Below are 20,059 nucleotides of genomic sequence, written 5' to 3'. Positions count from 1 at the left end.
GTGCGCGTACGGAGCCGGGGGAGGCCCGGCTCCGTCTCGTTCAGCGCTCGTGCACCGGCTCAGTGCCCGTGCACGTCGTGCGTGGCCGCGATCTGCTTCCACGACTTGGGCTCGGCGACCGGTGCCTGCCGGGCGCCGAGGGCCTGCTTGGCCGCGCCCGCGGAGGGCCGGGACGGCTGGAAGAGCCAGGTGTCGAAGAAGCCGGCCAGCTCCTTGCCGGTCTTCTTCTCGGCGAACTTCACGAAGTCGGCGACCGAGGCGTTGCCGTACCGGTTCTCCGTCGGCCAGGACTTGAGGAGACCGAAGAAGGCCTTGTCACCGACCTTGTTGCGGAGCGCCTGGAGGGTCAGCGCGCCACGGTCGTAGACCGCGCCGTCGAACTGGTTCTCCGCGCCCGGGTTGCCCGGCTTGACCGTCCAGAACGGGTCGTCGGCCGGGTGCTGGGCGTAGACGTGGTCCGCCAGCTCCTGGGCGGTGCCCTCGCCCTCCTTCTCCGACCACAGCCACTGGCTGTAGGCGGCGAAGCCCTCGTTGATCCAGATGTCCTTCCAGTCCTTCAGCGAGACGCTGTCGCCGTACCACTGGTGCGCCAGCTCGTGCACCACGACGGAGACGTTCGTGCCGCGGTCGAAGGCCTTCTTCCCGTAGAACGGGCGGGTCTGGGTCTCCAGCGCGTATCCGGCCGGCACGTTCGGCACATAGCCGCCCACCGCGTTGAACGGGTACGCGCCGAAGACGCTCTCCAGCCATTCGGTGATCTCGGTGGTGCGCTCGATGCTGGCCTTCGCCGAGCCCTCGTTCGCGCCGAGGTCCTTGCTGACCGCGTTGACCACCGGCAGACCGTTCGCGGTCTTGTCGGTGGTGATGTCGAACTTGCCGACGGCCAGCGTCGTCAGATACGTCGCCTGCGGCTTGTCCGAGCGCCAGTTGTAGCGCGTCCAGCCCAGCTTGGAGGACTGCGAGGCCAGCACACCGTTGCTCAGCGCCTGGGTGCCGTCCGGCACCGCCACCGAGATGTCGTACGTCGCCTTGTCGGTGGGGTGGTCATTGCTCGGGAACCACCACACGGCGGCGTCCGGCTCCTGGGCGATCACACCGCCGTCGGGGGTGCGGGCCCAGGCGCTGTAGTTGTCTATCTTGAGCTCGGAGGGCTTGCCCGCATAGCGCACCACGACGCTGATCTGCTTGCCCTTCTCCAGCGGCGTGGCCGGAGTGACCTCCAGCTCGTGCTTGCCGGAGGTGGCGAAGGAGGCCTTCTTGCCGTTGATCCGGATCTCGCTGACCTTGAGGCCGAAGTCCAGGTTGAAGCGGGAGAGATCCTGCGTGGTGGTGGCCAGCAGGGTGGCCGTGCCCTCCAGCAGGTCCGTCTTCGGCTGGTACTTGAGCCGCAGATCGTAGTGGGAAACGTCGTATCCGCCGTTTCCGCTCTCGGGGTAGTAGGTGTCGCCCACACCCGGAGCGCCCGGTGTGAAGTCGGCAGCCGAGGCCGGGATGGCCAGCAGCAGGCTGAGTGCGACCGCGCCGGGGACGAGGAGTCTGTGACGCACGAGTCCTCCAACTCGTAGGGGGGATGGCTCTGTTCAGACCTTATGTACTGCGCCCGCCCAGCGTCATGTACATGGCCTGATCTGACACATGACCGACATGAACCCTCATCCGTCCCTCCCGTCTGCCGTGCTCCGCGGTCCCCCTCTCCCTCACGGCCCGCAGCGGGCGCCGCCGCGATCACGGCACGGGATTGCGGACCGCCCACGGGACGGAAAAGCTACCGATGGACCTGTTTTCGGCCGCCGACGGCCCGCGGTGCCCGGACTTGCCCTTACGCAGGGGAGTTGGGCCGCGCTACCGTCCGCCCGTGACGAATCCTGCGCGGATCCCCCGCATCCCCTTCACAGCGCTCGTGATGGCAGCCGTCGCCGCCCTGCTGTCCGCCCTGATCGGGCCGGCCGCCGCGCAGGCGGCGCCCGCCGAGAGCAGACCCGTCTACTCCTACGACCGCGCGATACGCGAATCGGTCTGGGTGGACACACGGCTGGACGGCGACGCGGACGGGAGAACCGACCGCGTCGCCGTCGACATCGTGCGGCCCGCCGAACCGGCGCAACAGGGCCGGCGGATCCCCGTGATCATGGACGCCAGTCCGTACTACTCGTGCTGCGGGCGCGGTAACGAGAGCCAGAAGAAGACCTATGACGACCGGGGCCGGCCGGTCGGGTTCCCGCTCTTCTACGACAACTACTTCGTGCCACGCGGCTATGCGACGGTCCTGGTCGACCTCGCGGGCACCAACCGCTCGGACGGCTGCTCCGACGTCGGCGGCCGCTCCGACATCCGGTCCGCCAGGGCCGTCGTCGACTGGCTCGGTGGCAGAGGCCGCGCCTACACCGCCCGTACGGGAGGGGAACCCGTCACGGCCGGCTGGTCCAACGGCAGCACCGGGATGATCGGCAAGAGCTGGGACGCCACCATCGCCAACGGCGTCGCGGCCACCGGCGTCAAGGGGCTGAAGACCATCGTCCCGATCGCCGGCATCTCCTCCTGGTACGACTACTACTTCGCCAAGGGCGCCCCGCTCTACGACTCGGGGCCCGACTCCCTCGCCGATGTGGTCGACAGCCCCGACGCGCGCAAGCGCTGCGCCGCCGTGCAGAAGAAGCTCGCCGACGGGGCGCCCCGTACCGGCGACTGGACCCGTCTGTGGCGCGAGCGCGACTACGTCCGCCACGCGGACCGGGTCCGGGCCAGCGTGCTCCTGGTGCACGGCATGCAGGACCTCAACGTCCGGACCCGGCACGCCGGGCAGTGGTGGGACGCGCTCGCCCGGCACGGTGTCGAGCGCAAGATCTGGCTCTCCCAGACCGGGCATGTCGACCCGTTCGACTACCGGCGCAGCGCCTGGGTCAAGACCCTGCACCACTGGTTCGACCACTATTTGCTGGGCTACGACAACGGCATCGAGCGCACCCCGATGGCCGATATCGAGCGCTCGCCCGGCACATGGTCCACCGACCCGCAGTGGCCCGCTCCCGGTACCGCGCCCACCACACTGCGGCCGCGCGGCGGCACCGCGCCCGGCGTCGGCCTGCTGGGGACCCGTAAGGCGCCGCAGGGCGCGACCGAGACCTTCACCGACGACCCGAAGCTGAGCGAGGCCGACTGGGCGGCCGCCGTCGATGCCCCGACCGCCGCCAAGGCCGGGTTCCGCACCAGGCCGCTGCGCGCGCCGCTGCGGCTCTCCGGCTCCGGCACGGTGACCGTGACCGTCACCCCGAGCACCTCGACCGCCCATCTCTCCGCCGTACTGGTCGACCTCGGCCCCGACACCATCCGCGACTATGCGGCCGACGGCGAGGGCATCACCACCCTCGACCGGCGCACCTGCTGGGGCGCCGGAACCACGGGCGACACCGGCTGCTTCAAGGAGACCGCCGCCGACACCCGGAAGGTCGCCCACACCGTCTTCAGCCGCGGCTGGGCCGACCTCGGCAACTACGCCGACGCCCACAAGGGCCGCCCGCTCACCCCCGGCAAGCCCTACACCCTCACCCTGGACCTGGCCGCGAGCGATCACCTCGTGCCCGCCGGGCACCGGCTCGCGCTCCTCGTGGCCGGCACCGACGCCGGTCTGATCGACCCGCCCGCGTCCACGCCGAAGCTCACCCTCGACCTGTCCCGCACCTCCGCCGAACTGCCGCTGACCGGCGGCGCAGCGGCCTTCGCACGGGCCACCGCGGGCGCACCGAGGCATCCGGACGCCGCGGCACCGCTGGACGGCATCGCCCCGCCGCGCTCGGTCAGCCGGCTGCCGGCCGTGGGATGACCACCCGGGGCCGTCGCAGCGCGGACGGCCCCACCCGGTCCCCCTCTCCACCGCTCACCCAAGGGAGGCTCCTCCTCGTGATACCCCGCTCCCACCGCCTCGCCGCCGGGCCGCTGGCCATCGGGCTGGTGGCCACCCTCGGTGCCACCCCTCCGCCCGCGCCCGCCGCGACCGCAACCCCCACACCCCGTACGGGATTCGAGATCAGCCATGGCGCCCGCTGGACCGGCCAGACCGAGGAACAGGACTTCCTCACGGCGGTCGACCGGGGCTCGGTGCGCGTACGGATCGACCGGATCGGCACCACCGGGCAGGGCCGCCCGCTGCGGCTCGTCCGGATCGGCGCCCCCGCCCCCGAGCGCCCGGCGCAGATCCGCCGCGGCAATTCCGTGCTGCTGATCTGCTCCCAGCACGGTGACGAGCCCTCCGGGCGCGAGGCCTGTCTGACCACCGTCCGCAACCTCGCCTACGCCAAGGACCCGGCGACCCGGCGCTTCCTGGAACACACCAGCGTGCTGGTCCTCCCGACCGCCAACCCCGACGGCCGGGCCGCGGACACCCGCGGCAACGCCGACGGCACGGACATCAACCGCGATCACATCGCCCTGCGGACCGCCGAGGGCCGGTCGATCGCCGAGGTCATCCGCGACTACCGCCCCGACACCATCTACGACCTGCACGAGTACGGCCCCACGGTCCCGTATTACATGAAGGACGTGCTGTCGCTGTGGCCGCGCAACCTCAACACCTCGGACGGGGTGCACCGGGAAGCGGCCGCGCTCTCCCAGGACTTCGTGCGGCCCGCCGTCCACCGGGCGGGCTTCTCCACCGGTGTCTACGGCATCTGGACCGACCCGGAGACCGGTGATCCCGTCAAGCAGGTCGCGGGCGACGGCCAGGAGCGGATCCTGCGCAACACCGCGGGTGTCAAGGGCTCGGTCGGACTGCTCGTCGAGACCCGGGTCGACGCGCTCACCGAGGCCGAGAAGGCCGACCCCGCGCTCAACAACCGCCGCCGGGTGGACTCCCAGCTGGCCGCGCTGGACGGCGCCTTCACCTTCCTCGACCGGCACCGGTCACGGATCGAGGCGGCCACCACCGCCGCCCGGCTCGCGGGCTACACCGATCACGGTCCGGTGTATCTCGGCGGCGCGGATAACGAACCGGCCACCGAAGACCAGATCCTGTCCGACCCACCTTGCGCCTATCGCCTCGAAGAGGGACAGTTTGCGCAGGTCAGGGAAGAACTGGTGAGGCACGGAGTGGTGTGGCGCCGGGACCGTGACGGCGTCGTCGTGCCGCTGCGCCAACCGCTGCGGAAGCTCGTTCCGCTGCTGTTGGACCGGAGGGCCGGTTATCACCTTACGGTCGCGACGCCGCTCAACGTCTGCCGTCGTGTGGTAGGGGGTAACGGGTAAGGAAAATATGGCCCATTGAAAGGTTGACACGTGTCGGACACAGTCAGAGAAGCCGGAGACGGGGGTGGCACGCCATCCGTGACGGACGTCCCCGATGAGCCGCAGCACCACGGGCCCCCGCAGACCGACCGTGTGGTCTTCGGTGTGACCTCGTTGCTCACCCTCGCCTTCATCGCGTGGGGAGCGTCGTCCACCGAATCCCTCAAGAGCGCATCGACCTCGATGCTGAACTGGGTGATCGACAACGGCGGCTGGGCCTTCGTGCTCTCCGCCTCCGGATTTGTGATCTTTGCGATTTGGCTGGCGGTCAGCAAGTACGGCCGGATCACACTCGGCAAGGAGGGCGAGGAGCCCGAATTCCGCACCGTGTCATGGATCGCGATGATGTTCAGCGCGGGCATGGGCATCGGCTTGATGTTCTACGGCGTCAGCGAGCCGCTGGGCCACTTCAGCACCCCACCGCCGGGCACCGATCCGAAGGATGCCGCCCAGGCGATGGACACCGCGATGGCCACCACGATGTTCCACTGGACGCTGCACCCCTGGGCGATCTATGCGGTCGTGGGCCTGGCCATCGCTTACAGCTGCTTCCGGCGGGGGAGGCGGCAGACGATAAGCGCGGTGTTCACGCCACTGATCGGCACCCGGCGGGCGAACGGCTGGGGCGGCCGGGTCATCGACATCCTGGCCATCTTCGCCACCCTCTTCGGTTCGGCGGCCTCGCTGGGGCTCGGTGCGCTCCAGATCGGCAGCGGCATCAAGGTCCTCGGCTGGATGGACAGCGTCAGCACCACCCTGCTGGTCGGTGTCATCACCGTGCTGACCATCGCGTTCATCCTGTCCGCGGTCTCCGGTATCGCCAAGGGCGTCCAGATGCTGTCCAACATCAATATGGTGCTGGCGGTCATCCTGGCGGTCTTCGTGTTCGTGGTCGGGCCGACCATCCTCATCCTCAATCTGCTGCCGACCTCTCTCGGCTCGTTCATCGGCGAGCTGCCGCAGCTCGCGGGCCGTACGGAGGCCAGCAGCGGTGACGATGTGGGCGGCTGGCTGCGCAGCTGGACGGTCTTCTACTGGGCGTGGTGGATCTCCTGGACGCCGTTCGTGGGCATGTTCATCGCCCGGATCAGCCGGGGCCGGACCATCCGCCAGTTCATCGGCGGGGTCATCCTCGTCCCGAGCGTGGTCAGCCTGGCGTGGTTCGCGGTGTTCGGTGGCTCGGCCATGAAGCTCCAGGACTCCAAGCAGCTCAGCGGGTCGAGCACTCCCGAAGGCCAGCTCTTCGATGTGCTGCACCAGTACCCGCTCGCCACGGTCATGAGCGTTCTCGTCATGATCCTGGTCGGCATCTTCTTCGTGTCCGGTGCCGATGCCGCGTCCATCGTCATGGGCACCCTCTCGCAGAAGGGGACCTTCGAGCCGACCCGGCTCGTGGTGATCTTCTGGGGAGTGGTGACCGGTGCGGTCGCCGCGATCATGCTGTTGATCGGCGGTGGCTCGGGCGATGCGCTGACCGGACTCCAGAATCTGACGATTCTGGTCGCGGTGCCGTTCATGGTCGTGATGATCGCCATGTGCTGGGCGCTGATGCGTGATCTGCGCAGCGATCCGCTGATCGTGCGCGGCCAGAAGGGCGCGGAGGTCGTCGAGCTGGCCGTGATCGCGGGCCATGAGCAGTACGACGGTGACTTCGAGATCCAGATCGGACCCGGCGGCAACGGCAACGGGGACGACGAGGGTGACGGCAGCGGCAGCGGCAGCGGCGAGGACAACGGCGTCGGAGTGAAGAGCGGCGGTTAGCCGACTCCGGAGCGGCGTCGTACGGCCCCGGTGTGGTGCCGGCGGCCGGATGACGAAGGGGCCTGCGCGCGACCGGAAGGTCGTGCGCAGGCCCCACGCCTGTCCCGGGTTACTTCTTGAAGCCGTAGTCCATCAGCTTCTTCGCGTCAGCGGTGCGGTCCGTCACCGAGGTGGAGGCGAGAACCGTGCCGATGACCGTCTTGCCACCGCGGGTGGCGGCGAAGACCAGGCAGTACTTGGCCTCCGGGCCGGAGCCCGTCTTGACGCCGAGGGTGCCCGAGTAGCTGCCGAGCAGCGCGTTGGTGTTGGTCCACGACATGTTGCGGTAGCCACCGCTCTTCGTCGTGACCTTCTGCGTGGTCGACTTCGTCTTCACGACCGTACGGAACGTGGAGTACTTCATCGCGTTGGAGGCGAGCTTGGTCAGGTCGCGCGGAGTCGAGTAGTTCGCGCCCCTGCCGATGCCGTCGAACGAGTCGAAGTGCGTGTTCGTCATGCCGAGCGACCGGGCCGTGGAGTTCATCTTGCCGATGAACGACTTGACCCGGGCGGCCCGGGTGGAGCCGCTGCCGAACTTGTCGGCCAGCGCGTACGCCGCGTCGCAGCCGGACGGGAGCATCAGCCCGTACAGCAGCTGGCGGACGGTGACCTTGTCGCCGACGATCAGCTTGGCCGAGGAGGCCCAGTTGTTGTCGACGATGTAGTCGCTGTACGCCTTCTGGACCGTCACCTTGGAATCAAGGTTGAGGTTCGACTGCGCCAGCACCACCCGGGCCGTCATGATCTTGGTGGTGGAGCCGGTGGAGCGACGGGTGTCCGCGGCCTTGGTGAAGAGGGTCTTCCCCGTGCCGTTGTTCATCACGAAGCCGCCCTTGGCGGCGATCGTGGGAGTCTTGGGCGCAGCGGCCTGCGCGGGAGCGGTGAACGCCCCGGCCGTCAGAACGGCTCCCGCGGTGACAGCGACCGCGGATACGCGACGAATGCCCTTAATGCCGTTTTTCAAAATGGATACTCCAAATACCCCTGAAGTGCGGCCATACAGAAATGGCGCTTGCTCATAGGACGCATGAGACGGGCGAATGGATGCGCCCTCCGGCCGGTGAATTCCGCTCGTCCGCATACTGCTGGACCGAAAGGACGGATTCCGGCCCGGGAAGGCCCCGGGATGACTGCGCCGTACTTACCCGCGTACCGGTCCGCGGCCCTCCTGGACCTCCCGCACCATCCGCAGCACCTCGTCCGCGCACCCCCACGCCACGGTCACACCCGCACCCCCGTGCCCGTAGTTGTGCACGCAGGGCATGCCGCCGGGCAGCCGCTCCGCCGTCAGCCGCACCGCCGGGCGGGCCGGGCGCAACCCCACCTTGTGAGCCAGGACCCGGGCCCGCGCCAGCTGCGGGAAGCGCTGTGCGGCGCGCGCCACGATGGCCGCCGCCACCGCCGGATCGGGCTCCCGGGACCAGGCGTTCTCCCGCGCCGTGCCCCCCAGCACCAGGCCGAACGGCTGGGGCAGCAGATACGTGGTGTCCGTCGCCCCCGCGTCCGCCGAGACGGACCACTCCTCGATGCCGGGGTTCTCCACCACCACCAACTGGCCCTGGACCGGATGGACTTCCGGGTCGGGGACCAGATCGCGGGCGCCGAGTCCCGAGCAGTTCACGACCATGTCCGCCGCCTCCCCGGCCTCCTCCAGCGAGCTGACCCCGCGCCGCTCCAGGGTCCCGCCCGCCGCCGCCAACCGCTGTTCCAGATAACGGAGATGGGTGGGCATGTCCACCAGGGGGGTACGGGCCCGCCACCCCCACGCACAGCCCTCGGGTAGCTCCTCCGCCCGCGCCCGCCGCAACCCGGGCACCGCGTCGTACCAGGCGGCCAGGCCGTCATCGGCGCCGCCGCCCGTCGTGGCCGTCATCGTGCCCGTCACCATCCGGGCGCCGGTCTCCGCCGGCCGTTCGGCGAGCGCCGTGAGCACCTGGAAGGAGCGTACGGACCACTCCACCGCCCGCTCGTACGGCTGGATGCGGTACGGCCAGCACAGCCCGCCGGCCACCGCCGAGGTCGTCCCGTCGGCCGCGTCCCGGCTCAGTACCCGTACCCGGTGCCCGTCCTCGGCCAGCGCGATCGCCGACGTCAGCCCGATCACGCCGCCGCCGACCACCCGTATGTCCAGGCCACCCGTATTGCTCGTCATGCCGGGACGCTAACCGCTGGCGGGGGCGTGGAAAAGGGGAGGACAGCGGGGGAGCGGCCTGCCCCGCTGGAGCGGCGGCGGGCACGGGGGCCGCGCGTGTGGGGGGAACTCGCCGACGGGGCGGTACGGCCGACGGATCTGCCGGCCGTGCGGCAGCCGGGGCCGGTTGCCGGGGCGTTCCGGTGACCGGCGGCGTCCACCGGGGCGGCGGGAGCCGGGAGGGGGCCGGGCCGTCTGCCCGCCATTCGTTCGTGATCTTGTGGTAACCCCGGGGCAGCGGAATGGACCCTCCCGGACCGTAGGCTGGTAGTAGCACCGTTGGCCGATGTCGCCCCTCGGAACCGCTTGTCGCCGTCCGTACGCCGTCGTCTGAGGAGGCCCATGCTCCGCGCGCCGCGCGCCGTGCCCGCCTGGCTCGCCCACCCCTTCCGCTGGCAGCGGCTGCCCGTACCCTGGGCGGCCGTTGCCCGCGGGGCGCTGTGTGCGGGGCCGCTGCTGGGCGCGGGTATCGCGACCGGCCATCCGGCGCCCGGCGTCCTGGCCGGACTCGGCTCGATGCTGGCCGGGGTCAACGACCGCCCCGGCACCCGGCGCACCGGCATCGTCCATATCGGCCTGCCCGCCCTCGCCTCGGCCCTCGGCATGCTGATCGGCGCCTCGCTCCGGGCGGCCGACGCGGGCTGGTGGCTCCTTCCGGCGCTGTTCGCCGTCGGCTTCGTCTCCGGCGCGGGCAGCGTGGCCGGACCGGTGCGCTCCAACGCCGGGATGCAGATGCTGGCCACCACCATCCTGGGCGCCGGGATGCCGCTGCCCGGCGCGCCCTGGGCCAAGGCCCTCTATGTCCTCGCCGGCTGCCTGTGGCTGCTTCTGCTGCGGCTCGTGCTGCGCCCGCCCCGTCCCGCCGGCGGTGCGCTCAGCGGCGAACGGGCCGCGGTCGCCACGGTCTTCGACGCGCTCGCCGACGCCCTGAGCGCGGTCGGCGGGCCCGATGCGGAGGCCGCCCGGCGCCGGCTCACCGCCGCCCTGGACCGCGCCGACGAGGCCGTGCGGCTGCGCCTCCTCACCAGTCGGCTGCTGCGCCGGTCCGCCCGTACGGAAGAGCTTCTGCTCACCGAGCGGTTCGCCGCGGCCACCGCGCTCTGCGAGGCCAGCGTGGCGCTGCTGTGGGAGGCCCGCCCGCTGCCGTCCCGGGTGGCGGAGAGCCCCCGCAGGTTCGCCGATGCCCTGCGCACCGGGCGGTCGCCGGGCCGGCTGTCCGCCCCGGAGACCAGCACGGCCGCGCGCGGCGCCTTCGACCAGGCCCTGCTGGACGCCGCGGTCGCCTTCGCCCGGCGGGAGCCGGAGCTGCCGCCGGGAGCGGAGAACGCACCGTCCCCGTCGGGCCGTCCCGCCTGGATGGCCCGGCCCGAGGCCGTGGTCCGCGGGGCGCTGGGTGCCGTCGGGGGACGGACGCGGCGCGGGCGTGGCCTGTTCGGTCCGGCCGGGCGGGACTACGGCCTGCGGGTTGCCGTCTGCATCGCCGCGAGCGTCGCCGTCGCCCTGCTGCTCCGCGCCGACCACTGGTACTGGCTCCCGGCGACCGTCACCTTCCTCGTCAAGCCGGACCTGGGCCCGCTCTTCTCCCGTACGGTCAACCGCTTCGCCGGGACCGTCGCGGGCGTGCTGGTCTTCGCCGGGGCGGGCCTGTTGCTGACCGGTGCGTGGTGGCCCGCACTGGTGGCGGGCGCGGGCGGTGCGCTGCTGCCGTTCGCCACCCGCCACTTCGCCCTTCAGACCGTCGCGATCACCCTCATGGTGCTGTCGTTCGTGCATGTCAGCGGCGACCCGCAGGCCGCCGCCGAGCGGATCGTGGACACCTCCATCGCCTGCGGCATCGTCCTCGTCGTCGGACATCTGCCCCGCCTCGCCGACCCGCGCCGCCGGGTCGGGCACCGTGTCACCTCGGCGCTGCGCAGCACCGAGCAGTTCCTGCGGCACGTCCTGGAGGCGGAACCTGGCGCGGACCCCACCCGGCGGCTGGCGCTGCGCCGCGCCGCCTACCGGGCGCTGGGGGAGGCCAGGGCGGCGGCGGAGACCGCCGCGGCGGAACTCCTCGCCGCGCGCGACCGCAACCCCGACTGGCTGACCGTCGTCACCGCGGCCGAACGCATCGTGGACGCCGCGACCGCCTGTGCGGTACGCCTCGACCACGGCGCGCACCGCCCGAGCCGGGCCGAGGCCGAGGGGCTGTGCCAGGCATTGGCGGCGATGGCCGACGCCCTTGAGGACCCGCGCCGCCGGCCCGAGCCCGGCCCGTCCGCCCCTGACCTCCCACCGGTTCCGGACTGCGCCACGCTCACGGATGTGGCCGTGGAACTGGAGCGGATCCGGGGGTACGCGGGGACGGGCTGAACCCGGGTCTGCGCGGTGTGCGGGGCCCGGACGTACGGGGAGGCGGGCGTGCGCCGGTCGTGGAGCCGGCGGGGAACGACCCGGATGCGGGCAAGTGCTGGTCAGCGGGCCGACGGGCCGAGCGCCGGCCGGCCGGCGAGGCCGACCACGAGGCGGGCGTTCTGAGGTCGCGAACCCCGATCGCCGAGCGTGCCGAGCCCCACGAGGTCGCCATGGGCGGGGACACTGGGCAGAAGCAGATCCGCGGCTGAGCGGGACCGCGCCCGCCTCGGCGGGGGACGGGAAAGTCTCCCTCCGGTCCCGCCCTCCGCGCTCCGAAGAGAAGGAGGCAGCTGTGGCGCCCATGCGATGGGAGGCGTTCCTGGCACAGGTCCAGGAGCGCGGCGAGTACGACTCACCACAGGAAGCGGAACGGGCGGCCCGCGTCGTCCTGGCCCTGCTGGGCGCGCATCTGGTCGGCGAGGAACGGGCCGAGCTGGCCGCGGGGCTGCCGGAGACCTTCGCCCTGATCCTGCTCAACCCGCTCCAGGCCGCCGAGCCGCTGGACCCCGCACGGTTCGTCCGCGCCACGGCGGCCTGGATCGAGGGCGCCACCGAGGAGACCGCCAAGTGGGATGTCGGCGCCGTGCTCAGCGTCGTCGCCGACACCGCCGGCGAAGACCTCATGCAGCGCGTCCTGCTGCAACTGCCGCCGGACTTCGACCTGCTCTTCGGCCATCCTCGGTCGCCGTGACCACGTCGTGAGATTTTCCTCCCCGCTGACGGGGAGGAAAACCCCGTGTCAGGAGCCGCCCCCTCCGCTCCGGGGCCGTCGCAGGAGAAGGGGCGGCCGGCGGCTCACCGCATCCGTCGGCCGTCCGCCGGTTCGCCCGCTGTGGTGGAGGGGGCTGCGGAGTCCTCCGTACGGGACGGCCGCACTGCCCGGCGCGCCGCCGTGGCCGGCCGGCGCCGGGGCACGCGAGCCAGGCCCCCGGCGAGGAGGGCGAGCGCCGTCAGGAGGGCACTCACCCACAGTGGCGAGCGGTAGCCGAGCCCCGCGGTGAGCGCGGCGCCGCCGCACCAGGGGCCGAGCGCCGCGCCCACGTTGAGCGCCGCCGTGGCGAACCCGCCGCCCAGGGCCGGTGCCCCGGTCGCCGCGTAGAGGACCTGCGAGACGAGGGTGGAGCCGACGGCGAACGACAGCGCCCCCTGAACGAGGAGGAGCACCGGCACGGCCACGGGGTTCCCCGCGGCGAGCGCCGTCACGATCCAGCCGGCGAGCAGGGCCGGTCCGCCGAGCGCCAGGAGGCGGAGGGGGCGGGCATCGGCCAGGCGCCCGGCAACGCTGACCCCGGCGAACGACCCCAGGCCGAAGAGCGCCAGCAGGGCGGGCACCCAGCCGGAGCCGAGTCCGGTGACCTCGGTGACCAGCGGCGCGAGATAGGTGAAGGCGCAGAAGGTCGCGCCGTTCACCAGGGCGCCGAGGAGCAGCAGCACCACGAGCCGGGGGCTGCGCAGAGCACGCAGTTCGGCGCCGGCACGGGGGCCGTCCGCAACGGACCGCGGGGCGGGGGCGGCCGGTACCGACCACAGGATCGCGAGGACGGCAGGCACCGAGACCAGCGCCACCGCCCAGAACGCCGAGCGCCAGCCCCACAGTTCACCGAGCAGCGCACCGGCGGGCACGCCCGCGACACACGCCATGGTGGTGCCCCCGAGCAGGACGGAGGTGGCGCGGCCCTTGGCGTCGGGGGCGACCATCGAGGCCGCGGTCGCCAGGGCCACCGCCAGGAACCCGGCGTTGGCCAGCGCCGCGACGGCCCGGGTGGCCAGCAGGACTCCGTAGTCCGGGGTGACGGCCCCGAGGACATGGACGAGCAGGAACGTGACCAGGAAGGCCAGCAGCGCGCGACGCCGCGGCCAGCGCAGGCTCAGCAGCGCCAGCAGCGGCGCGCCGACCACCATCCCCACGGCGAAGGCCGAGGTCAGCGCTCCGGCGGCGGAGAGCGAGGTATCCAGCTCACGGGCGATGTCCGGCAGCAGACCGGACAGCATGAATTCGGAGGTGCCTTGGGCGAACACCGCAAGGCCGAGCAGATAGAGAACGAAGGGCACAGCAACTCCGCAACCACAGGGTGGATCGACACGGCGCGACGGCAGACGCAGCGGTGCCCGTGTGGAGGTGAAGGGAGCGACCGTCCGGCCGGGCACGCGTGGCTACCGCGCGAAAGGACCTGGGACGTCCGAGAAATGACGCCACGTCAGGTGAAACAGCCCGCACTACGGCGATCCGGTGGCAGGAGACGTGTCGGGTGGTGCGCGACGAGGAGGCGACGGCGCGACCGCGAGACAGTGCAAGGAGCCACCGGACGGCCGGTGGCTAGCGTCTTGACGCCTCGGGGCTGGACATGCGCGCAGACTAACCGAGCCATGCGGCCCCGTCCACGCAATTCGGCTACGGCAGCCGGCGGTGACTGGGCCGGCTGCCTCGCCCTGCCGCTCAGCCGCGGGGTATCAGTGCGAAGACCTCGATCCAGAAGCGCTGGACCTCGCTCGACGCGCCCACCAAGTAGGTGGAGCGCAGCTTCGGCGGGAGCAGGGCCACCAGCCGGGCCACCGCCGCCTGATGCTGCTTCAGCTGCGACAACTCCGCGTTGGCCAGGACCTGGTGGACCAGATCACTGTCGTTCGAGCCTTCGCTCGACGCACGCGCCGCCGTCCGCAGCCGCGCCTCCCAGGCATCGACCTCCCGGGCCAGCTCGCGCAGACCGGTGACCGGGCGGTTGCTGAGCCGGTCGAGGAGAGCGGTCAGCGACACCGGAGCGTATTCGCCGTCACCGAGGTAGACCGTGCCCATCTCCAACGGCAGTCCGCGCTGGTGGAGTTTGATCAGCCGTTCCATGGTGCGCTTGGTGATCCAGGCCCGGCCGTCCTCGTCGATGTCGTGCTTCCACCACTCCAGGACCGTCTCGGCGACGGCACCGTACTTCGCGATCAGCCACTCATTGGCCGGGATGTCGCCCGGCTCGACGGTCAGCGAGGCGGTGAAGCGGGTCGCCTGCGCGATGTTGTTCCGGGCGACCAGAAGCTTGCGGCCGAGGTGGTACGGCGGGTTCTGCACCGCGATCTGCGCCCGCAGATTCTCGATCCGGCGCCCCGCCAGGGACCACTCCTGAGTGATCTCCATCAGCTTGGCGAACGCCGCCTTGTCCTTGGGGCGGTTGTACTCGTCCCAGACGATCGCCTTCGGCTCCGGACCCAGGAACGACCCGGCGAGGAGGTTGTCCAGGGAGCCGTCGGTGGTCGGGATCGGTGCGCAGAGGTCTTCGACATTGGTCACCGGCATCGAGAAATACAGCGGGTCGCGCCCGTCGAGGCCCTCGCGGACGGTCTCGCGGACCAGCTCCGTCTTGCCGCAGCCGGGCGGCCCCTGCAACAGCACCGACCAGCGGTTGCGCAGCGCCGCGCGCACCACGGCCCGTACCGGATCGGGGATGGTGGCGGGGTTGGCGGCGCCCACCGCCGCCGCGATCCGGTCCAGCACCTCGGTCGTACGGTCCTTGCCCGGCCTGCCGTTGTCCTTCTGCTCGGCCAGCCGCAGCCGCTCGCCATTGACCAGCGGCAGTCCCCAGCGCAGCGGGAAGCCCTCCCGGGCATTGGCCAGGATGTGGTCGAGGGTGCGCGGGGAGAGCAGCTCGCGCAGGGCCGGGGAGAGGGTGGCCCAGAGGGTGAAGACCTCGCGCAGATTCCAGTCGCGGTACTTCGCCGCGAGCTGCTGCCGCCAGGAGGTGTCGTTGGCGGTGATCCGGATCGTCACCATGCGGTCCAGGACGGCCAGATCGCTGCGCCGGGCCGCCGTCTCCGCCAGCGATTCGTTGTCCGTCAGGAAGACGCCGATGCAGCCCAGCTCCCGCAGGTCGTACTCGCCCAGCGTCCAGTTGCAGGCGATCTGCATCAGCTGTGACTGGATCGTCGCACCCGCCTGGAGCGAGTCGTCGATCAGCAGCACGAACGGCTTGCCGGGCCGCAACTGGCTCATCACCAGCTGCCGCAGCACCAGTTCGCCCGTCTTGGCGTCGCGCACCGGCGCGTTGGCGAGCAGATCGTCCGGGGTGAGATTGGCGGCCGGCACGAAGACCAGCTCGGCGTCGGGGTACGCCGCGGGCAGATGGGAGAAGAAGGTGGCCGTCTTGCCGATGCCGTGCTCGCCGAAGATCTGGCCGGTCTGGCCCATGTCGATCATCGCGTCGATGAACGACTCCAGCCGGGACACCCCCGTCCAGCCCTCCGGGGGCTCGGGGTAGGTGGCGCTGGGCCGCCATCCCGCGGGGCGGGGCGGCGGGGTCTGCGCGGTCGCCGCGGTCCCCAGAGACGCCGCAGTCGGCGTGGTCGTGCTCATCGGTCTCCTGTCGTCACACGGTGGCAGGCCATCGGCGGGGTGTGGTGGTCGGGCCAGTCGTCGCCGCCCGCCGTGATCAGCCAGATCCATTTGTCCGGCTCGGCGGGGGTGATGTGCGGGGCGTAGCCGTCGGTGAGCAGCACCACGGCGTCCGGTGTCTCCTCGAAGTGGCGGCCGTCGACCGTGGTGCGGCCCTCGATGTAGTCGGCCACCGCCTGGAAGCTCGTGCCTCCGCCGCCGTACACCTTCTCGCCGGGGCGGAACGGCATCACCACACCGTCGAACGACAGCCAGTGGGCGGCCACCCCGTCGATCGAGCCCACCAGCTCCGTCAGCCAGTTGATCACCGCATCGGGCATCGACCCCGAGGTGTCGTACGCGATCACGAGGTTCTTCTCCCGCACCGGGCCGCGCCGCGACAGCATCGGATCGTGGCCCAGCGCGGCGAGCAGGGCGCCGCGCTTCTTCGGATAGACCAGCCGCTCGCCCTCCCGCAGCTTGGACGCGAGGACATCGACCAGCCAGCGCTGCCACCAGTCGACCTTCCCCGTCCGCGGGGTCCTGCCGCGCAGCGCCCCCGCACCCAGCCGCCCCCACACCCGGCTCGCATGCTCCGAGGTGCCGTCCGTACGGTCCATCAGATCGAGCAGCTCGCGCTCTGCGCCCGGGTGTCCGCGCCGCGCCGCCAGCAGGGCGTTGACCAGCGCGGAGGACACCGTCTCGTCGAGGGTCGGCTGATCGCCGTCCGCCGTCTCCGGGTCCGTGAGATGCACACAGGGCACCGCGGGAACGGGCGGCTGCCGCATGCGCTTGAGCTCGGAGAACACGGTCATGTCGGTCTCGACGAAGGCGTCGTAGCCGAGCGGTTCGAGACCCTGGGCCGTCAGATCGGCGGCATAGTCCCGATGGATCTCGCGCGGGTCGACCCCCGTGGGCCGGCCGTCGAGCTGCGGCAGCTCCTTGCGGCCGAGCCGGACCAGGGCGACATGGTTGATGGCGACCTCGGCGGCGAGGGTGAAGACCGGGTCCGCGCGCAGCTCGGGATCGGCGAACAGATGGCGGTGCACCAGATGCCGCGCCTCATGGAAGAGGACGAACTTCACGCCCTCCAGGCCCAGCCGGACGAAGAAGTCGGGGTTGTAGAGCAGCGGACAGCTGCCGTCCCCGGAGGCCACCACGGCCGCGGTCGCCACGGCCGTCGTCGGGATCTGGTGGTGGCACTTGGCGTAGATCCAGGACGCCACCACGGATTCCGTCAGCCCGAAATCCAGCAGCGCGGCTTCCTTCAGCCGCCGGGCCTCCGCGATCACGTCCGGTGCGGCCGGCCGCCGGCCCTCCAGGGCCCGCCGGTCGGTCAGGTCAACCACCGGCCGGTGCCCCACCGTTGTCCTGTCGTACGCCATGCCCGCCCCCGTTCTCAGCTGCCTCCTTTCGTATCAGGAGGCACTGACAACCGAGCACGGCGGGACCTGTCACAAGGGGAGCGACGGCCGGTGAACCGGCGGCAGCGGGACCGGCCCGCCGCCGCCGGACACCGGGCGGCTGCCTCAGCGGCCGCCGCGGTCCTTGCCCAGGAGCCCGGCCCGCCGCAGGGCGTCCGCCATCGCGTCGTTGGCCGGTCCGGCGTCGCGGCCGCCCCGGCGGTCACCGCCGCGCGGTCCGCCGCCGCCCTGCCGCTGCCGCGGCGCACCGCCCCGGCCGCCCTCGCGCGCTCCGCCGCCGTTGCCGCCCCGGCGCTCGCCGCCGGCGCGCCGCTCGCCGCCACCCGCCGACGCACCCTTGCCGTGCTCGTCGTCCAGCCGCAGCGTCAGCGAGATCCGCTTACGCGGAATGTCGACATCGAGCACCTTCACCCGCACGATGTCGCCCGGCTTCACCACGTCCCGCGGGTCCTTGACGAAGCTCTTCGACATCGCCGAGACATGCACCAGACCGTCCTGATGGACGCCCACGTCCACGAACGCCCCGAAGGCGGCGACATTGGTCACCACGCCTTCCAGGAGCATCCCCGGCTCCAGGTCGCCGATCTTCTCCACGCCCTCCTTGAAGGTCGCGGTCTTGAAGACCGGGCGCGGGTCGCGTCCCGGCTTCTCCAGCTCCTGAAGGATGTCGCTCACCGTCGGCAGTCCGAAGGAGTCATCGACGAAGTCCGCGGCCTTCAGGGTGCGCAGCACCGCCGTGTTGCCGATCAGCGAACCGACCTCGGTATCCGCCGACTTCACCATCCGGCGCACCACCGGGTACGCCTCGGGGTGCACGCTGGAGGCGTCCAGCGGGTCGTCGCCGCCCCGGATCCGCAGGAAGCCCGCACACTGCTCGTACGCCTTCGGGCCGAGGCGCGCCACGTCCTTGAGGGCCTTGCGGGAGCGGAACGGGCCGTTGCTGTCCCGGTGGGCCACGATGTTCTCGGCGAGGCCGGAGCCGATGCCGGAGACCCGCGAAAGCAGCGGCGCGGACGCGGTGTTGACGTCCACCCCGACCCCGTTCACACAGTCCTCTACCACCGCGTCCAGCGAACGCGACAGCTTCACCTCGGACAGATCGTGCTGGTACTGGCCCACGCCGATCGACTTCGGGTCGATCTTGACCAGCTCGGCCAGCGGGTCCTGGAGCCGGCGGGCGATGGACACCGCGCCCCGCAGCGACACATCCAGCTCGGGCAGTTCCTGCGAGGCGAACGCGGAGGCGGAGTACACCGAGGCACCGGCCTCGGACACCATCACCTTCGTCAGCTTCAGCTCCGGCTGGGCGGCGATCAGATCGGCCGCCAGCTTGTCGGTCTCGCGGGACGCGGTGCCGTTGCCGATCGCGATCAGCTCGACGTCGTGCTCACGGGCCAGCTTCGCCAGCGTGGCCAGCGAGGCGTCCCACTTCTGCTGCGGTACATGGGGGTAGATGGTCTCCGTGGCGGCCACCTTGCCGGTCGCGTCCACGACGGCGACCTTCACGCCCGTACGGAAACCGGGGTCCAGGCCCATCGTGGCGCGCGTACCGGCGGGCGCCGCCAGCAGCAGATCGCGCAGATTCGACGCGAAGACCCGCACGGCCTCGTCCTCGGCGGCCTGCCGCAGCCGCAGCCGCAGATCGATCCCGAGGTGCACCTGGACCCGGGTGCGCCAGGCCCAGCGGACGGTGTCCTGAAGCCACTTGTCGCCCGGACGGCCCCGGTCGGCGATCCCGAAGCGGTGCGCGATGGACTGCTCGTAGGAGCTCGGCCCCTCGGTCGCCGCCGACGGGTCCTCCGGCTCCAGGTTGAGATCGAGGATCTCCTCCTTCTCGCCGCGGAACATCGCCAGCACCCGGTGCGAGGGCAGCTCGGTGAACGGCTCGGCGAAGTCGAAGTAGTCGGCGAACTTCGCGCCGGCCTCCTCCTTGCCCTCGCGTACCTTCGCCGCCACCCGCCCGCGCGACCACATCCGTTCGCGCAGCTCACCGATCAGGTCCGCGTCCTCGCCGAACCGCTCGGTCAGGATGGCCCGCGCGCCCTCCAGGGCGGCGGCCGGATCGGCGACCCCCTTGTCGGCGTCCACGAACGCCGCGGCCGCCGCGGCCGGTTCCACCGACGGATCGCTCAGCAGCCCGTCGGCGAGCGGCTCCAGGCCCGCCTCCCGCGCGATCTGTGCCTTGGTGCGCCGCTTGGGCTTGAACGGGAGGTAGATGTCCTCCAGCCGTGCCTTGGAGTCGGCGCCGCGGATCTGCGCCTCCAGGGCGGAGTCCAGCTTGCCCTGGGACCGTACGGACTCCAGGATCGCGGTCCGCCGCTCCTCCAGCTCCCGCAGATAGCGCAGCCGTTCCTCGAGCGAGCGCAGCTGCGCATCGTCGAGCATCTCGGTGGCTTCCTTGCGATAGCGCGCGATGAACGGGACGGTCGAGCCGCCGTCGAGCAGTTCGACCGCGGCCTTCACCTGCCGCTCCTTGACGCCGAGCTCCCCGGCGATCCTCGCTTCGATGGACCCGAGGGCCCCGATGGGCTCAGTGGATGCCGTCACGTTGATCCAGACCCGCCTTCCAGCGCTTGCTTGAGCCTGCATTGTGCCGGGTGGCGGGCCGGACTGTCGCAC

12 protein-coding genes are annotated in these 20,059 nt (G+C 71.5%); 5 read left to right on the top strand and 7 right to left on the bottom strand.

Annotated elements, in window-relative coordinates; translation table 11 throughout:
- Window positions 1-59 precede the first annotated feature (59 nt).
- Window positions 60-1,547 (bottom strand): M1 family metallopeptidase, encoded by a 1,488-nt coding sequence (locus TU31_RS31805; RefSeq protein WP_042161050.1) that lies wholly within the window; start codon window positions 1,545-1,547, stop codon window positions 60-62.
- Between the two features lie 356 nt (window positions 1,548-1,903).
- On the opposite strand from TU31_RS31805, the gene TU31_RS31800 reads away from it, so the two are divergent.
- From TU31_RS31800 to TU31_RS31790, 3 genes are all read left to right on the top strand, one after another.
- A complete protein-coding gene (locus TU31_RS31800; RefSeq protein WP_042161048.1) occupies window positions 1,904-3,820 on the top strand; it encodes a Xaa-Pro dipeptidyl-peptidase in 1,917 nt (638 codons plus the stop codon).
- A gap of 77 nt (window positions 3,821-3,897) precedes the next feature.
- Window positions 3,898-5,238 (top strand): M14 family metallopeptidase, encoded by a 1,341-nt coding sequence (locus tag TU31_RS31795; protein WP_042161046.1) that lies wholly within the window; start codon window positions 3,898-3,900, stop codon window positions 5,236-5,238.
- A gap of 78 nt (window positions 5,239-5,316) precedes the next feature.
- On the top strand, window positions 5,317-7,038 hold the full coding sequence (locus tag TU31_RS31790; protein ID WP_042161043.1) for a BCCT family transporter: 1,722 nt from the start codon (window positions 5,317-5,319) through the stop codon (window positions 7,036-7,038).
- A 109-nt stretch (window positions 7,039-7,147) separates the two neighbouring features.
- On the opposite strand, the gene TU31_RS31785 is transcribed toward TU31_RS31790, so the two are convergent.
- Window positions 7,148-8,041 carry a D-alanyl-D-alanine carboxypeptidase family protein gene (locus TU31_RS31785; protein WP_042161041.1) on the bottom strand — a complete coding sequence of 298 codons (894 nt, stop codon included), beginning with the start codon at window positions 8,039-8,041 and terminating at the stop codon, window positions 7,148-7,150.
- Window positions 8,042-8,218: 177 nt separating this feature from the next.
- Complete coding sequence (locus TU31_RS31780; protein WP_042161039.1) at window positions 8,219-9,229, bottom strand: FAD-dependent oxidoreductase; 1,011 nt, start codon at window positions 9,227-9,229, stop codon at window positions 8,219-8,221.
- Window positions 9,230-9,610: 381 nt separating this feature from the next.
- On the opposite strand from TU31_RS31780, the gene TU31_RS31775 reads away from it, so the two are divergent.
- A complete protein-coding gene (locus tag TU31_RS31775; protein ID WP_042161037.1) occupies window positions 9,611-11,620 on the top strand; it encodes an FUSC family protein in 2,010 nt (669 codons plus the stop codon).
- Window positions 11,621-11,963: 343 nt separating this feature from the next.
- Complete coding sequence (locus tag TU31_RS31765) at window positions 11,964-12,353, top strand: DUF2267 domain-containing protein (protein WP_042161033.1); 390 nt, start codon at window positions 11,964-11,966, stop codon at window positions 12,351-12,353.
- Window positions 12,354-12,457: 104 nt separating this feature from the next.
- On the opposite strand, the gene TU31_RS31760 is transcribed toward TU31_RS31765, so the two are convergent.
- The 4 genes from TU31_RS31760 to TU31_RS31745 all read right to left on the bottom strand — a co-directional run bounded on the left by TU31_RS31760 (window position 12,458) and on the right by TU31_RS31745 (window position 19,987).
- Window positions 12,458-13,714 carry a Cmx/CmrA family chloramphenicol efflux MFS transporter gene (locus TU31_RS31760; protein WP_042161031.1) on the bottom strand — a complete coding sequence of 419 codons (1,257 nt, stop codon included), beginning with the start codon at window positions 13,712-13,714 and terminating at the stop codon, window positions 12,458-12,460.
- 385 nt (window positions 13,715-14,099) lie between these two features.
- Window positions 14,100-15,998, bottom strand: a complete 1,899-nt coding sequence (locus TU31_RS31755) for an ATPase AAA (RefSeq protein WP_042161028.1) — start codon at window positions 15,996-15,998, stop codon at window positions 14,100-14,102.
- Window positions 15,995-17,401: a DUF2201 family putative metallopeptidase gene (locus tag TU31_RS31750; protein WP_042161027.1), complete on the bottom strand. Its 1,407-nt coding sequence runs from the start codon at window positions 17,399-17,401 to the stop codon at window positions 15,995-15,997. The genes TU31_RS31755 and TU31_RS31750 overlap by 4 nt, the downstream gene beginning before the upstream one ends.
- Before the next feature lie 144 nt (window positions 17,402-17,545).
- Window positions 17,546-19,987, bottom strand: coding sequence for a Tex family protein (locus TU31_RS31745; protein ID WP_042161026.1), 2,442 nt, complete (start codon window positions 19,985-19,987; stop codon window positions 17,546-17,548).
- Window positions 19,988-20,059: the final 72 nt, after the last annotated feature.

Origin of the sequence: Streptomyces lydicamycinicus (genome assembly GCF_000829715.2) — a bacterium.
Taxonomy (GTDB): Bacteria; Actinomycetota; Actinomycetes; order Streptomycetales; family Streptomycetaceae; genus Streptomyces; species Streptomyces lydicamycinicus.
Note: the sequence above shows the minus strand (reverse complement) of the source record. Positions and strands in the feature narration are given on the sequence as shown.